We start from the raw sequence: 15,237 nt of genomic DNA, 5'->3' as shown, positions 1-15,237 counted from the left end.
AGGGCGGTAATAGTTGTCGCGTTATTTCTGGTGGGTATATTGAGTCATTATGCCGATGCCTGTTTTTGATATTACCTTACAGACCAAAGTGCAGTGCACTTGTACGAAAAAGCCCGCGGGGTGGCGGGCTTATGTCGTGGTGTTCTCAATAGTTGTCAACTATCGAGAACAGGGGAGCACATAATGAGGAGAGCGCCCCGCTTGATTCAGGTCAACGGCGGTAGTAGCCATCATGGTGATAGCGGTGGTCGCCATGCCAGCCACCTCCGCATGGGAAACATACACAACCGCTCATGGTCAGGATAATCAGCAGGGGAATCAGCAGTGTGATTCGACGGAACATTTCTCAATCCTCATCGTTTGAACCGCATGCAGCCAAAATGCTTCATGGGCTGTAACATGAGACCCCGCTTGCAGCTGCTCATCCCCGAAGAAGCGTATGGGCTTGGCATGCATCACGATACAAACCGGATACATATCTTCAGGTTCAGGAACCCGCAATGACCCAGTCGCAACGTTTGAAATATTCGATTCTGATCTCCCTTGTCGTGCTGGGGATCATGTTTGGTCTGTCGTACATGCAGAACGCCGGAATGATCAGCGAGAAGCTGTTCCAGTACATCGCTATTGGCGTTGCGGTGATCGTCGTGGTGATCAATGGGGTGATGCGTCGCAAGGTAAAACCTTAAGCGACGCGGGGCATTATCGGTTGCCGTAGAGCACGGCTGCGGCTTGCGGGTGCAGGCTGTAGCTCTTGTCTTCGTTCAAGACAATCAGGCCTTCGCTGCACAGTCGCTTCAACACTTCGCGAACGCTGAGAAAGGACAGGGGAATACCCAGGTCCAGCAAGTGGCTGTGCACCCCGCGTACTCCCTGCGGACGATCGTTTTCGGCGGCGGTCAGTAGCGCGTCGATCACTTTCAGGCGAATCAGGCTGGTTCGCAGGCCAAAGCTTTTGAGCAACTGCCTGATGCGCTCGTTGTTGTGGCGTTCAGCGTTTTTGGTGAGCGCGCGAGCGTCCAGGTTCAGCGAACCGCTTGCCGCAGGGGTGCCATCCGTTGGCAATTGCGAGTTGTACATGCAAAAACTCCTTTTCAGAGCCTGATCAGTAAAAAAGTGATGGGTGCTCTCATTGATTAATGACGAATGAGCTGCGTAAATCATGAGGGCTGGGATGTAGAAAATTTGTCGGAACCACGTCAGTGCAAGGTGAGATGTGCTGTTTTGTCGGGGTCTGCACCATTAAACTTTTTTCATGTTGGCTCGTTACTAGCAAGGCACATTAACGTGCAGTCAGGCCAAATGAAGGCCGCGACCCTCATCAGGGTTGCGGCCTTCAGTGTTTTCAGCTCGCTGATGTTGTAAATGCCGCCAACGCGAAGCATGCCGGTGGCCGTGTCCGCGAGCATTACCCTTCACGTTTGATTCACGGGCATCAATTTTCGGCCAAAGGCACCGGGTCGAGTTGACGTCCCATTTCACAGACCAGACGTGCGACAGAATCGGCATTGCGAAGGATGGTGTCGATCCGCCGATCCGCTGAGGCCCGGTCGCGAAACACTCGGCGGGCTTCGCTCAGATTGCTGGTGCCGGTGATGGTCTTGATCTGGCCACTCAGATGTTTGGCGGCAGGAATGTCATCGAGGTCCTGCCAGGTTTTCTGCGCGCTGTTCCAGTAGGCGAACAATTCATCGACGGGGGTGTGCATCGACAATGCTTCGCGCTGAAATTGCTCTTGATCCTGTTTCAACTGGCTGGCTTGAGTGGTGATCGTCGAGATCAGGTCGCTGAAGGGTCTTCTCGCTTCCAGGTACGCGATATCCAGCGTATTTGAAAACAGGTGCGAGAACTCATGGATAAGCGTTGCCGCCTGCGCATGGGCATCGACATCAAAGGGCTCTGTCAGCACATGGTTGTAGTGGTGTAGATTTTGATCGAAGAACTTCTCTGTAAAGTGCACTTTCTGTTGCTGGTCATCGTCGAGTACAAAGGCAATCAAGCCGTCCTCGGGATAACGGTTTGAACCGACGACAAAACGCTTGCTGTCGAGCCTGTCCAGTGTCGGATCTACCAGTGCTTTGCACAGCGGAACGATGGTTGCCTTGATTTTATCCAGAATGGCTCTATCGATCGTCGGCACATCAAAGAACGCTTTGAGAAAACCATCCAGTCGTGTTCCGGATGTGGCCACTTTCAATTGAGCCAGATTATGCAGGCTGTTAAATGCGTAGAACCGTGCCAGATCCAGCGACTGGACAATCATCCGGGCCCTTTCCGGGTAGAGCTGTCTGATGGCCTCCATGCCCTGGGCCTCAATGCTTATCTGCTTTCGCGCATCATGGCCAGACTGGTACTTGTTGTGCAGTCGTGACATGGCTTTACCGAAATGAACGGTATGCAGGTCGGGATCCAGCACCCACTGCGTTCCCCTGTTCTGCAGATACGGGCCCTGGCGTTGATCATCGACGATGCGAGTTGCCACACCAAACTTTTCGATTTGATACACCTTGCCGTCGACCGGGGCGTACTTGCGTCTGGTTTTCGAGTCACGGTAAGTGCCGTCGACAGCCTTGGTACCCGTTTTTTTCAACTCGATGGCGCTGGCTTCAAAGGATTGCAGCAGAGTGCGAGAAGGAGAGGTGAGATCGACCTTGGCAATGTCGGTGGCAACGAAAGGCTTTTCGACGACGGGTCCGTTGTGCACAACCGGCTCAGCGGTCGAAGCGCCAGGTTGATGCAGCAACTTGCCCAGTGTCGCCATTTGTGACACCCCATTGATAAAGGTCTTGAGCGCAGTCTTCCAATGATGGTCCTGTAGGGCCTCGGCCGACTGTTTGAATGACGTATAGCTTTCCCATAGAAGGCGCGGGAGCGCCAGTTTGCCTGGCAGAAACTCTATGCCGTACCGGAGGCCTTTGCTAAACAATGCCTTGAGCGCCTCCCAGTCGGACTGCCCGGCAGGTTGCGATTGACTGTCGAGCATGTGTGACAGCAGCGTTTTGTTGTCGATAAACAGTTGATGCAACAGATTTCCTTCGATAGGACTGGACGCGAGTCGGATGTCAGACGTGCCGCTGCCGGCCAGCAAATTTTTGTAGGTCGCCTGATGCGGATCCGGCAGGCGTCTGATCAGCAGATCCTGCAAAGCCCCCGGAAGGTTGATTGCGCTCAGGACGCTGGCTTCGTTTTCATACTCGGTGATCCCCAGATGCTTGTCGTATGGCGCGTACAGAATTTGTGGTCCGGCAGCGGGCTCCCCTATCAGGTAGAGCCCTAGTGTCTTGACGGCCGCAGCGCCTTCGGTCGCGATCAGCTCCAAGGGACGAACGATTGCGTTGGCGCCCGTTACTGCTGCGCGTGCCAGGGCATCCGGCATGTCCAGAACTTGCTGAACCAAGCCGAAGCCGCGTTCGGAAAGTTTTCCCTGAAGCTTCAGCGTGTGGGCATGCAACAGCAGTTGCCAGGGCAGCTGCTTGATGAATCGAAGCAGTCGGGTCGCGACACCTGGCGCGTCGATCGCCAATGTATCCGAAAGAAATTGACGATAGGTCGCCTTGATGTCCAGCTGCAACAAAAGCCTTTTGACTGCGCTGGCATCAAGGGCCGTCGGGAGCGTCTGGGCGATTTTCGAGGCAATGCTGAACCCGGTGTTTTGCAATGTATTGGTATGGTTCAGCGCAAAATCGGTCAATGTTCGCGCAGGACCGGCCAGCGCCAGATTGGGCGTCACCCACAGTTGATCCGGATCGAGACTGGCTCCCGGAAACTGCCTGGTCATTAGCGCTTTCAGTTGTTCGCGGGCATAGTCCGTCAGCGGCTTGACATCATGCAGGTAGTCTTTGCCGCTCTCTATGCTGTGGCGTAATTGCTCCAGTATTTCCAAGTGTCGCAGCACTTCATTCTCGGGCGCCGCCCCGAGCCAGACGGGGAGTGATTGTTGCGTAACGATCCCCTCGGCAATCTGCATCGCACGCTGAAGGTTGAGTTGGGTGGGAGTCTGTTTGTGTTGCTCGAAATCAGCCCGTACCACCGAGCTCGGCAACTCAAGTGAATGGGTATGCCTTCGGGCGTCCAGATACTGTTTGATGGCCGACTGTTGACACTCCTGAAGCATATTTCTTTCAATCAATCGAAACGGCCCAAGCGTGTAGGTTCGGTGTGGGCGATATTGCGTACGAGGGATATTTTCCAGGAGCAACATTCGTTGCTCGTCATCCAGGAGGCGCCTGCCCAGCTCGACCTTGACACTGGTGACGGAGCTGAAGGTTTCGAGCCCGCGCCCGGGCGTCCACAGGATCGCCCGACCGGAGTGTGACGGGTCAAGCCCGCCACGCTCGGTCAGCAAAAAGCAGTTGGCCAGCGGCATCAGATCCGGCTCGTTCGAGCACTCAAGCGTCAACGACCAGGCATCTGGCCGAAACCCGTGCAGCGCTTGCCTTTGCTTTCGGGTCGGTTTGTCGGGGTTGAGCACGGTATCGATGATGGCCTTTTCGTCCGCATGGAGCGTCTTGGTGCTCACACGAAGTGCGGCCTCACCGCGGATTCCCACCGACATTGCATGGGCGAGATCGGTCTTGATGGTCTCCAGAAAAGTGCCTTGTTGTTCAACACTTCCCGAAGGTTGAGCGGCTGTTTTCACCTCAAGGGAGGATTGAACGCTGCGTATTGTTTTTAGCGACAGGGCGGCCTTGTCAGCCAATACGACCGAAGGGCGATTGTCGCCGGAAATCAGCGGGCGCGTGCTCCAGCGCTCCGTGGTTGCTGTCGCCAGCAACTGATTGTCGAGCACGCCACGCACATCCAGCGCCCGGTCGAACAAGGCCTGGACATCGATGGCACCATCGCTGTGTCGGCAGGTGTCCAGTGCATCCGTGATGCTGTGTTGTTGCTTGGCGATGATGTCGTCGACCATGTCGTGAAAGACCGGACCGAACATCGGTACTCCCGAAACCTCGGGCTTGTCGAAGCCCAGAAACACATCACGCTGTTGCCGTGTCAGCAAGCTGTATAGTTCGTCGTCGTGTCCGGCCGACCTGACCATGGTTTGGATGATCGCTTTCAGGTCTGCGTAATCTTTCAGGACCTGCAAGCCATTGGACTGGGTATACAGATAAGCCGTGGAGTCGCTGTTCAGCATCATGGCGCCAGCAAGTTCGACGAAATGCTCGCGGTGTTCCCAGATGCGGATTTTTTCCGGTTTCAGGTCGCTGGCAGCGTTGTTGCGTATAGCACTTTCGCGGTCGAGGAGTGCGGTTAATGCCAGGCTTTGCTCAGGGCTGATGATTGCGCTCTGGCGCTTCAACAACAGATCCGTTCGGGCCTTGTCGCTCATGGCTTGAGCAAAGAAGTCCCGGCGAGAAACACCTGTATGCACGTCTGTTGCCCAATAGACCTGCAGCAGACTTGCCAGCATGGGCATCAAACTCGCTGCGAGCTCTTTTGTCGCCTGCTCCCACTGATACTGATGTACCGGGTTAACGGGGGAGGAGGGTTGTAGAGGATTGGTGAACTCGCGAACCTGCCCCGAAGGCCATGTCTGATGCAGGTAAAAACGCAGTAGCGCATCACTCAGGGGCATGGAGTCCACCTGGTGTCGAGCGATGGCGGTGTTCGTCGTTCCCGCGGCCCGGCTTTCAACGAAAAAGCTGACATGGGTGGCGCTTTGATCGAGCCTGGGAAAGGATTTGCGCAGCGCGTTGTTGAGCAATTGATTGAGCATGGCCGTCAGTGTCGGTATTGCACTCAGCTCCTGGAGCATGAGCTCGACATTTTTACGATGGCACTGTTTCAGAATACGGGTCTGATCTTCGAATACCAGGCCGTCAATGACTTGGCCTGTCAATGTGAATGCGTTGTTGGTACTTAGCGCAGTGCGTCGGGAGATGGGAAGAAAGCGCAACAGGTCCTTGCGCTCTGTAGCATTTTTCAGTTTGTCGTCCAGCGCCTTCAACAATGCTTGCCGGTCATCGAACTTTTGCAGCCCGCCATAGGGTGTGTAGAGGATGGCCTGTGAGCCGTTGGGCACCGGATGCATCACGAAGCTGCCCGCAAGGGGCTCGGCGTCTGACCCAGCGGCCTTCAGCATGATGTTCTCGACGGTCATTGGCGATGTTTGCGCCGAACGAAGCGCGTGGGTCGCCAGTTCAACGGTACGCAGCCAGGACAGGTCCGCGAGTGTGAAACCCATGGCCCTGATGCGTGGGCTCAATATTCTGGTGTCGCGTAATGCTTCAGGAAAAAAAAGCGGTAACGAATCGTCAGTCATTGTTTTTTGCCTCAGCTGAAGCGACGGTTCTACGTCGCAGGAAGAAAGCGCAAGGCTAGAGTCGTGGCAGTGTCAAACGGTGGTAGATAGTTAGTGCATGCGCGGCGCCTGCATCGTTGATGATCAGGTCTGTGGCAGGTCTTGGCAGCATTGAACGACGAAGGTTGACAGAGGGCTCGCAAAACGGTGTTTAATCAGCCCGTAAGGTCCCCGTACGCTGTTGCCCCCTCCAATAAAAAACCTGGAGCTTCAGATGTCTGTGCCACACGATCATGCCGTCAATGCAGTCTCGCAACACTTGTCGTACGAAGAGTTGGTTGGCTTACTGGAATCGATATTTCTAAGGCATGGCACAAGCCCCGAAGTTGCCCGGGTGCTGGCGCAAAACTGTGCGGGCGCCGAACGCGATGGTGCCCACAGCCATGGAGTGTTCCGGATGCCTGGCTATGTCTCGACGCTGAACAGCGGTTGGGTCAATGGCAAGGCCGTTCCAGTGGTCGAGGATGTGGCCTCGGGTTTCGTCCGGGTGGATGCCGGCAACGGCTTCGCCCAACCGGCGTTGGCCGCAGGCCGCGAACTGTTGGTGGCGAAAGCCCGCAGCGCCGGCATCGCGGTCATGGCGATCCGCAATTCCCATCATTTCGCTGCACTTTGGCCAGACGTCGAACCCTTTGCCTATGAAGGTCTGGTGGCGCTGAGCGTGGTCAACAGCATGACCTGCGTGGTGCCGCACGGTGCTGATCGCCCGCTGTTTGGCACCAACCCGATTGCGTTCGCGGCACCCCGTGCGGGTGCAGACCCGATCGTGTTCGACCTGGCCACCAGCGCCATCGCCCATGGCGACGTGCAGATCGCTGCGCGCAAGGGCGAGCGTCTGCCACCCGGCATGGGTGTCGACAGCCTGGGCCAGCCAACGCAGGACCCGAAAGCCATCCTGGAGGGCGGCGCTTTGCTGCCATTTGGCGGGCACAAAGGTTCGGCCTTGTCGATGATGGTCGAACTGCTGGCGGCGGCTTTAACCGGAGGCAACTTTTCGTTCGAGTTCGACTGGTCGAATCATCCCGGGGCGAAAACCCCGTGGACCGGCCAGTTACTGATTGTGATCGACCCGAGCAAAGCCGCCGGGCAGAACTTCGCCGAACGCAGTCAGGAACTGGTCAGACAGATGCATGCTGTGGGACTGCGGCGTTTGCCGGGTGACCGACGTCATCGCGAGCGGGCCAAGTCGTTGGCCGGGGGCATCGCGCTCGATGCGCAGACCCTGGCGCAATTGCACGAACTGGCGGGTAATTGACGTAGAAAGGCGAGCCCATCGACGCATGGGGGATCGCCAAGATCGCAGCCTGCGGCAGCTCCTACAGGGGCTGCGTGCACCGCAGGCTGCGATCTTTTAGGGCATGTTTGTTCAGCGACGGCCCAGCAGCAATCCCACCACCAGACCGAACCCGGCCGAGATCGCAACGGTTTGCCAAGGGTGACCGCCGATGTAGGTTTCGGTCGCCTCGACCACCGGCCGGGTCCGCTCACGCACGCTGGAGACGGAATCGCGTGCCTGCCGCAGTTTCAGCGCGACTTGTTCGCGCAGGTTTTCAGCGTCCTCTCCGACCAGCGAGGCACTGCTTTTGAGCAGTTTCTCCGATTCTTCGATCAACGCTTGAAGCTCGCTGAAGACTTGATCCTTGATTTGCTCATCGTTTGCTTGCACCGGGGTTTTTCGGGCCATCAGGTGACTCCTTGCTGGTTTTGGGACAGTGATCAATGGAGTGTAGGCGCGACGGAAAAGTTGCAGGCTTTTTGCCCTGAAACTCAACGTCAATGGAAAATCCGCCCCCGGAGATTTCCACCTACAGTGTAAGATGTTGCCTATTTTATGCAGCAGGTAACTCCCATGAGCTTCAATCTGGCCGACAAGCCCCTTGCCGAGCGCGCTGCGCTTGAAGATGAAAAGTCCCGTCTGTTCGACCTCTGGCAGAGCAACCTGGGTAAATCCAAAGGTGAAGCGGCACGCTTGTTTGGCGAGCGCTCCAAGCGCAAAGGCAAATGGGCGGAGTGGGTGCGCTCCGAACTGGACGCCATGTCACCGCCGGAATACGCGAACATGGTCCGCAGCGAAGTCAATCGCTTGATGGCTGCCAAGTAGGAACCTGCGACAGCTCCTACACGGGCGGTGTTTGTAGGAAGCTGGCGACGATTGCTTCGCGGACCTTCAGCAACAGCGGATCCAGCTGGCTGTTGGTCCGCCAGCCCAGTTCAATTGGATAGCGCGGCAGTACCAGCGGGCAGGGCAGCACTGTCAGCCCGCTGAGTGCGGCGATGCTCTGCGCCGCGTGGGCCGGGATGGTTGCCACAGCCCGACTACCCTTGAGCAAGAACGGCAACGCGGCAAAATGCGTGGTTGATGCGCACACCCTCCGACTCAGCCCCAGCCCCGCCAACCCCTCATCGGTAATGCCGATAAACCCTCCGGACGACACCAGAATGTGCTCGCGAGCGACAAACTCGTCGAGGCCTATTGCCTGTTGTCCGTCGGCCAGGCTGTCGGGGTCGACCAGGCACTGATAGCCGCCTTCACCCAGCACCTGACGGCTGAGCAAGCGTTCGGCAAAACCGCCGGCGGTGATCGCCAGGTCAACGCTGCGCTCCATCAAGGCCTGAGCCACGATCTGGCTGTGGGTCTGGCGAAAGATCAGCCGCAGCTTTGGCGCGCGCTGGGCGATTTCCTCGATCAATCGCCGACCGTAGGCAATCTCGAAATCATCCGATAAACCCACAATCACTGAACGACCTTCGTACTGGCTGGCGGCCGGATCGACCATTGCCAGGCTTTGTCGGCATTTGTTCAGCGCATCGCTGATGACCGGTTTCAATTGATTGGCGCGCAATGTCGGCGCCAGGCCGCGACCAGTACGTACGAACAGTTGATCGGCGTAGACGTCGCGCAGTCGGCGCAATGCTGCACTCACGGCGGACTGCGTAACCCCTAAACGCAACGCGGCGCGGCTGGCGCTGGACTCGTCGTGCAGCGCTTCGAAGACTTTGAGCAAGTTGAGGTCGATGTCGGCGATATTCATTTGGCTCATATCTTTCAGCAGTGAACGGGGCTTTATTCATGATCGACGGTGGCCGGAGAATGAGCAATACCTCACTGCTCAGGAGTTACCGCGATGCCAAAATCCATTGTTGCTGCGCTGCAAATCGGTTCGTTGCCAGGTGGCAAGGGCGAGACCCTGGAACAGATTCTTTCTTATGAACAGGCGATCATCGAGTCCGGCGCCGAGCTGGTGGTCATGCCCGAGGCGCTGCTCGGCGGATACCCCAAGGGCGAAGACTTCGGCACGCAGTTGGGTTACCGACTGCCGGAAGGTCGTGAGGCGTTTGCGCGCTATTTCGCCAATGCCATCGATGTGCCGGGCGCCGAAACCGAAGCCTTGGCGGGATTGTCCGCGCGTACCGGTGCGAATCTGGTGCTGGGGGTGATCGAGCGTTCAGGCAGCACCTTGTACTGCACCGCGTTGTTCTTTGAACCGCAAGCCGGGTTGGTCGCCAAGCACCGTAAACTGATGCCCACCGGCACCGAACGATTGATCTGGGGCAAGGGCGACGGCTCGACGCTGCCGGTGATCGACAGCCAGGTCGGGCGCATTGGCGCCGCCGTGTGCTGGGAAAACATGATGCCGCTGCTGCGCACGGCGATGTACGCCAAAGGTGTGGAAGTCTGGTGCGCGCCAACGGTCGACGAGCGCGAAATGTGGCAAGTCAGCATGCGCCACATCGCTCATGAAGGCCGCTGTTTCGTGGTCAGCGCCTGCCAGGTCCAGCCATCGCCACAAACCTTGGGGTTGGAAATTGCCAACTGGCCGGCCGAGCGCCCATTGATTGCCGGCGGCAGTCTGATCATCGGCCCGATGGGCGACGTGCTGGCCGGGCCGTTGTTGGGCGGTGCGGGGCTGCTCACGGCCGAGATCGACACCGATGAACTGGTGCGTGCGCGCTACGACTACGACGTGGTCGGGCACTATGCGCGCCCGGACGTGTTCGAGCTGACCGTGGATGAACGGGCCAAACCCGGTGTGCGGTTTATCTGAGACGCCGCCACTCTTCGCGGGTGATTTCCCAGAGCTCCCTGGGAAAACGCCCACCGACAAAATCGCCTTCGTCGCTGTGAATCAAGCGCATCCCGGTGCGCTCCGACAGCCGCCGCGAAGCCAGGTTGGGCGCGGCCTTGGGCACCCGCATCAGTGAACGGTCGAGGGTCTCGAACCAGTATCGAGTGACTGAGGCGCTGGCTTCGGCCATCAGCCCTAGGCCTTGCCATTGCGGACTGAGCCAGAAGCCACGGTTGTTGTCCGGCTCGTTCATCAGGCTGACGTTGCCGATCAACTGCTCGGGCGCTGATTTCAAGCGAATCGACCAATGCCATTCTTCGCCACGGGCAATCGCCGGCAGGGCGATGTCGCGCAGGTAAGTCAGCGCGCCATCCGCTGGATAAGGCCACGGGACCAGGGCATTCAGATAGCGCACCACTTCCCAGTGCGGAAAGTGCTGTTGAATCGCTTCGGCATCGGCCAGTTCCAGTGGCCGCAGGATCAAGCGTTCGGTGTACAGCGTGGGGGATCTTTCCATGGTGAATCCACTTCCCTGTTTGTCAGCAATCAGCACTGTGCTCTGCGGCTGATTTACCAGATGCCGGCTGTCGAGCCCGGCAGGTTGAGTGTGCCTTTGTCGACAAAACGGATGGTGCCTGACACGCCGCCAGACAGTTTGCCGCGTAATACATAAGGCAGGTTGTTGAGGGATTGTGTCTGGCTCAGGCCAAGGGTCTGGCGCAGCACGGAGAACGCCGAAATACTCACGGGTACGCTGATGATCGCTTCCGAGTAACGCGGGATCGATCCCGTTTGATCGCTCACGCCGGTGGCGAGGGGTTGGCCGTTGACCTCCAGGCTCAGGGCCACGCCGTTGTAATTAATCGGCGTTTCGTTGGGGTTTTGCAGACGCAGTTTCACTGCAAAGCGCACTTCCAGGTCCTGGTTTTGCAGCGGTTCAATGCCGACCACGTTGATGTTCAGCGGATCACGATTGGGGAACAGGGCGCAGGCGCTCAGGCTGAGCAACAGCAGGGAAAGGCTTAAGGCGAGGAATCTGCGCATGAACGAGCTCTCGTAAAGATAAGGGTCGAACCGCCGACGGCTCGACCCTAGAGCGGCGTTAGCGGTTCACCTGTGCGACCACGGAAGGCTTGAGTGGTTCGCCGTGGGGCGAGACATCCGGGTTCTCCATGACCGTGAGGATTGAAGCTTCCGGATCGAAATCGTCTTCTTCCAGCTCGATGAATTCTTCGGGCAGAAAGATATTCAGCACGATAGCGCACAATGCGCCGACGGTGATCGGCGACTCGAAGATGTTGTGCAACGCCTTGGGCAATTCGCGCAGCACTTCCGGTACAGCCGCAACACCCAGCCCCATACCCAGCGAAATGGCGACGATCAGCATGTTGCGCCGATGCAGTCCGGCCTCGGCGAGGATCTTGATCCCGGCCACCGCCACGGTGCCGAACATCACCAGCTCCGCGCCGCCCAGCACCGGTTTGGGCATCAGTTGCAACACGGCGCCAATCATCGGGAACAGCCCGAGCAACACCAGCAGTCCGGCAATAAAGAACGCGACGTAACGGCTGGCCACGCCGGTCAGCTGGATCACCCCGTTGTTCTGCGCGAAGGTCACCATTGGCATGCTGTTGAAGACCGCCGCCATTGCCGAGTTGAGGCCGTCGGCAAGCAAGCCGGACTTGATCCGCCGAATGTAGATCGGGCCCTTGACCGGTTGCTGGGAAATCATCGAGTTGGCGGTCAGGTCGCCGGCTGCTTCGAGCGGCGATACCAGAAAAATCACCGCCACCGGAACGAACGCCACCCAGTCGAAGTTGAAGCCGTATTTGAACGGCACCGGAACGCTCATCAACGGCACGGCGGTCATGTTGGCGAAATCGACATCGCCCATCAGCCACGCGACGACGTAGCCGAGGGTCAAACCGATAACAATGGCGCCCAGACGCAGGAATGGCACGTCGATCCGGTTCAACACCACGATGGTGCCCAGCACCAGTGCGGCCAGCGCCAGGTGGCTCGCGGCGCCCAGATCCGTCGCGCCAAAACCACCGGCGATATCGGTCATGGCGACCTTGATCAACGACAAGCCCATCAGGGTGATGATGGTGCCGGTCACCACTGGGGTGATCAACATCCGCAGCTTGCCGATGAACTGGCTCAGCACCACTTCGATGAACGCGGCAAAGAAGCACACGCCGAAAATCGTCGAGAGGATTTCATCGGTGCCACCACCACGCGCCTTGACCATGAATCCGGCACTGAGAATTACGCTGATGAACGAGAAACTGGTGCCTTGCAGGCACAGCAGGCCGGAGCCGATCGGCCCGAAGCGCCGCGCCTGAACGAAAGTGCCCAGGCCCGAGACGAACAGCGCCATGCTGATCAGGTAGGGGATTTCGCTTTGCAGGCCCAGGGCGCTGCCCATGATCAGGGTCGGCGTGATGATCCCGACGAAGCTCGCCAGCACGTGTTGCAATGCGGCGAAGACCGTCGCGGTGAAGTGCGGGCGGTCGTAGAGACCGTAGATCAGGTCGGAACGAAGCGCAGTTTTCGAGTGGTCAGATGAGGTCACGGGGAGGGCGCCAAAAAGGCCAGGTCAGAAAAGGGAGGCGCAGGATGCCAGCCGCGGGCATCGAGGGCAACGCGCGGAAACGACAAACCCGCCAGCCTTGTGAAAAGGTGGCGGGTTTTGTGTTGTCTGTGGACACGGTCCAAGGGCGGACACTGACCTGTGGCGAGGGAGCTTGCTCCCGCTCGGCCGCGAAGCGGTCGTAATCCGGTAATCGCGATCCCTCTGGATACTCGCGGTGACTGATTTTAGGGTCGCTTCGCCCGAGCGCGGACCGACCCGCGGGAGCAAGCTCCCTCGCCACAATGACTGAAGCCGGATTGGCTACTGCGGCGAATCCGGTGGGTCGAGGTGATCGAGGGCGCGATTCACGGCGAGTTCGGCCAGGGAAATCATCTGCTGGATCGCCAGTGCGGTATTGCGTTTGGGACCCTCGAGTTCAAATGCCAGATCGCTGGCCATGACATTGGCCGAGGCGAGGGTTTCGCAGGCGTGGGCCAGCAGGGTTTCAGAGTCGACATCCGGGGCAATGACGAAAATGCAGCCGGGACGGCGGTCGGCTAGCAATGTCTTGGTTTCCGGCAGCACCAGGTAATGATCGAGCGCACGGTGCGCGGCGGCGTGGAGTTCTTTTGAATCGAGGGAAGCGTAGGGGGAAACCGGATCGGTTTCGGGGGGATTGGGAGTGGCTTTGAACATGGCGAATCTCCTTACTTAAAAGTGGAGTCGCAACCTATTGCTACCAAACATTAGGGTGGCGACTGAACGCAGGTTGGTAGACCGGGTAAGGAAACCGGCGCACCCGAAGGCGCCCTGCGCACAGCCGCCATAACAAACAGCAGACGACAAAAAAGCGTCAACTGAATGGAAATGTCGGAGCTGTGCGCCTTACCCGGGCTACCAAACCCGATCACTGATAGTCAGCGACACGGAAACGATAGAGGCGAGGACCAAAGCGCACAAGCCGGCGGATTCTGGCGCAGGTGTAGGCCGTGACGCAAGGCGTTGTAGCCTGTGGCAGACGTTTCGCGATACGAATAAACACTTTGATCGCGCCATGCTCTCACAAGGTGTATTTGCTGCTGACAGTTTCTGACAGTGGCCTCTGCTAAGCTCCGCCGACCTTCATTCCATTGAGCAGGCGGATCGTGTCGCGTACCAGTCGTTTGTTGACCTTGTTGCAAGTGCTGCGCGCTAAAAGTCGTCCGGTGACGGCGGCGACACTGGCCAGTGAACTGGAGATCTCGGAGCGCACGCTGTACCGCGATATCGCGGAACTGACGGCCCTCGGCGCGCCGATCTTTGGTGAAGCAGGCATCGGTTATGTGCTGCGCAGCGGTCTGTTTCTGCCACCGCTGATGCTCAATGCCGACGAGACAGAAGCGGTGGTGCTGGGTTTGCGTTATGTCGATCAGCGTGGCGATGAGGTGTTGAGCAAAGCCGCCGCCGATGCGTTGGCGAAGATTGCCGCTGTGCTGGCGCCCGACGCTCAGGAGGCCTTGCGCAACCCGACGGTCTTGCCGGGGCCGCCGGGCTATGGCTATCCGCAAAACGCGGTGGAATTGAACGTATTTCGCCAGGCGATTCGTGCGCAGGCCAAGTTGCATATCGATTACGCGGACGTGAACAAAACTCCTAGCCAGCGGTTGATCTGGCCGTTGGCGCTGGGGTTTCTGAATGAGGCGCGGGTGATCGTTGCCTGGTGCGAGTTGCGCGGGGATTATCGAACGTTTCGTACCGACCGGATTGCCGCCGCCCAAGAGCTGGGTGAACGCTATCCAGGTCGTCGCAGTGACCTGTTGCGCGCGTGGCGCAAGGCAATGCAACTGGATGAAACGGGGCGTTTCACTCCTGACAAGAATTGACACAGCGTTGTTTTAGCATGGCTCCAGAATCAATCAACAAGGAGCCGTACCATGTCGAACCCAGCCGTTTCACTCGCACCTGCCATTGCCGCCTATATCGCTGCCGCCAATGCCCGTGACAATTCGGCGGTCGCCAGTTTTTTCGCCGAGGATGCCAATGTTTTCGATGAGGGCGCCCATCAGGTCGGCACCCAGGCCATCGCCCAATGGATGGAAGACACCGCACGCCGTTACCAGCCTCGGGTCGAGGTGCTGGATGTCCAGCAACGCACCGGCAAGGTACTGGTCAGTAACCTGATTTCCGGCACGTTCCCCGGCAGCCCGCTGGAATTGCGCTACGTGTTCCGTCTGAACGAGCAAGGCAAAATCACCCGACTCGACATCTCGCTCTAACCACATTCCCTGTGGGAGCCTGGCTTGCCAGCGATG

General features: G+C 58.3%; 15 protein-coding genes. 6 read left to right on the top strand and 9 right to left on the bottom strand.

Annotation, left to right across the window (positions count from 1 at the left end; all coding sequences use genetic code 11):
• Positions 1–211: 211 nt before the first annotated feature.
• A complete protein-coding gene (locus KRR23_RS29315; RefSeq protein ID WP_019690574.1) occupies positions 212–343 on the bottom strand; it encodes a hypothetical protein in 132 nt (43 codons plus the stop codon).
• A gap of 157 nt (positions 344–500) precedes the next feature.
• Between KRR23_RS29315 and KRR23_RS19205 the strand changes: the two genes are divergently transcribed.
• Positions 501–689 carry a hypothetical protein gene (locus KRR23_RS19205; protein WP_216743792.1) on the top strand — a complete coding sequence of 63 codons (189 nt, stop codon included), beginning with the start codon at positions 501–503 and terminating at the stop codon, positions 687–689.
• Positions 690–702: 13 nt separating this feature from the next.
• Here the strand turns inward: KRR23_RS19205 and KRR23_RS19200 are convergent, their stop codons facing one another.
• Positions 703–1,080 carry a fe2+ zn2+ uptake regulation protein gene (locus KRR23_RS19200; protein WP_216743791.1) on the bottom strand — a complete coding sequence of 126 codons (378 nt, stop codon included), beginning with the start codon at positions 1,078–1,080 and terminating at the stop codon, positions 703–705.
• Between the two features lie 355 nt (positions 1,081–1,435).
• Complete coding sequence (locus KRR23_RS29165) at positions 1,436–6,265, bottom strand: DUF6543 domain-containing protein (protein ID WP_253912181.1); 4,830 nt, start codon at positions 6,263–6,265, stop codon at positions 1,436–1,438.
• Positions 6,266–6,518: 253 nt separating this feature from the next.
• Here KRR23_RS29165 and KRR23_RS19190 point away from each other — a divergent pair, with 253 nt between their 5' ends.
• Positions 6,519–7,559: an Ldh family oxidoreductase gene (locus KRR23_RS19190; RefSeq protein ID WP_216743790.1), complete on the top strand. Its 1,041-nt coding sequence runs from the start codon at positions 6,519–6,521 to the stop codon at positions 7,557–7,559.
• Positions 7,560–7,670: 111 nt separating this feature from the next.
• On the opposite strand, the gene KRR23_RS19185 is transcribed toward KRR23_RS19190, so the two are convergent.
• Positions 7,671–7,988 carry a YqjD family protein gene (locus KRR23_RS19185; protein WP_216743789.1) on the bottom strand — a complete coding sequence of 106 codons (318 nt, stop codon included), beginning with the start codon at positions 7,986–7,988 and terminating at the stop codon, positions 7,671–7,673.
• A 165-nt stretch (positions 7,989–8,153) separates the two neighbouring features.
• On the opposite strand from KRR23_RS19185, the gene KRR23_RS19180 reads away from it, so the two are divergent.
• Positions 8,154–8,405: a hypothetical protein gene (locus tag KRR23_RS19180; RefSeq protein ID WP_019690567.1), complete on the top strand. Its 252-nt coding sequence runs from the start codon at positions 8,154–8,156 to the stop codon at positions 8,403–8,405.
• A 16-nt stretch (positions 8,406–8,421) separates the two neighbouring features.
• On the opposite strand, the gene KRR23_RS19175 is transcribed toward KRR23_RS19180, so the two are convergent.
• On the bottom strand, positions 8,422–9,345 hold the full coding sequence (locus KRR23_RS19175) for a LysR family transcriptional regulator (RefSeq protein ID WP_216743788.1): 924 nt from the start codon (positions 9,343–9,345) through the stop codon (positions 8,422–8,424).
• Between the two features lie 84 nt (positions 9,346–9,429).
• Between KRR23_RS19175 and KRR23_RS19170 the strand changes: the two genes are divergently transcribed.
• Positions 9,430–10,350, top strand: a complete 921-nt coding sequence (locus KRR23_RS19170) for a carbon-nitrogen hydrolase family protein (protein WP_216743787.1) — start codon at positions 9,430–9,432, stop codon at positions 10,348–10,350.
• On the opposite strand, the gene KRR23_RS19165 is transcribed toward KRR23_RS19170, so the two are convergent.
• The 4 genes from KRR23_RS19165 to KRR23_RS19150 all read right to left on the bottom strand — a co-directional run bounded on the left by KRR23_RS19165 (position 10,343) and on the right by KRR23_RS19150 (position 13,642).
• Positions 10,343–10,888: a GNAT family N-acetyltransferase gene (locus tag KRR23_RS19165; RefSeq protein ID WP_216743786.1), complete on the bottom strand. Its 546-nt coding sequence runs from the start codon at positions 10,886–10,888 to the stop codon at positions 10,343–10,345. The genes KRR23_RS19170 and KRR23_RS19165 overlap by 8 nt on opposite strands.
• Before the next feature lie 53 nt (positions 10,889–10,941).
• On the bottom strand, positions 10,942–11,415 hold the full coding sequence (locus KRR23_RS19160) for an LEA type 2 family protein (protein ID WP_054597189.1): 474 nt from the start codon (positions 11,413–11,415) through the stop codon (positions 10,942–10,944).
• Positions 11,416–11,473: 58 nt separating this feature from the next.
• Positions 11,474–12,946 (bottom strand): nucleobase:cation symporter-2 family protein, encoded by a 1,473-nt coding sequence (locus KRR23_RS19155; protein ID WP_216743785.1) that lies wholly within the window; start codon positions 12,944–12,946, stop codon positions 11,474–11,476.
• 321 nt (positions 12,947–13,267) lie between these two features.
• Complete coding sequence (locus tag KRR23_RS19150) at positions 13,268–13,642, bottom strand: DUF6124 family protein (protein WP_216743784.1); 375 nt, start codon at positions 13,640–13,642, stop codon at positions 13,268–13,270.
• Positions 13,643–14,091: 449 nt separating this feature from the next.
• Here KRR23_RS19150 and KRR23_RS19145 point away from each other — a divergent pair, with 449 nt between their 5' ends.
• Both KRR23_RS19145 and KRR23_RS19140 read left to right on the top strand, forming a co-directional pair.
• The gene (locus KRR23_RS19145) at positions 14,092–14,808 is read left to right on the top strand and encodes a YafY family protein (protein WP_216743783.1); all 717 of its coding nucleotides are present in this window, start codon (positions 14,092–14,094) and stop codon (positions 14,806–14,808) included.
• Between the two features lie 51 nt (positions 14,809–14,859).
• Entirely contained in the window at positions 14,860–15,201 is a 342-nt protein-coding gene (locus KRR23_RS19140; protein WP_216743782.1) for a nuclear transport factor 2 family protein, read from the top strand.
• Positions 15,202–15,237 lie beyond the last annotated feature (36 nt).

Origin of the sequence: Pseudomonas sp. CVAP#3, from assembly GCF_018986375.1 — a bacterium.
GTDB classification, from domain to species: Bacteria; Pseudomonadota; Gammaproteobacteria; order Pseudomonadales; family Pseudomonadaceae; genus Aquipseudomonas; species Aquipseudomonas helvetica.
The sequence above is the reverse complement of the archived record's forward strand: the minus strand, read 5'-3'. Positions and strand labels throughout refer to the sequence as shown.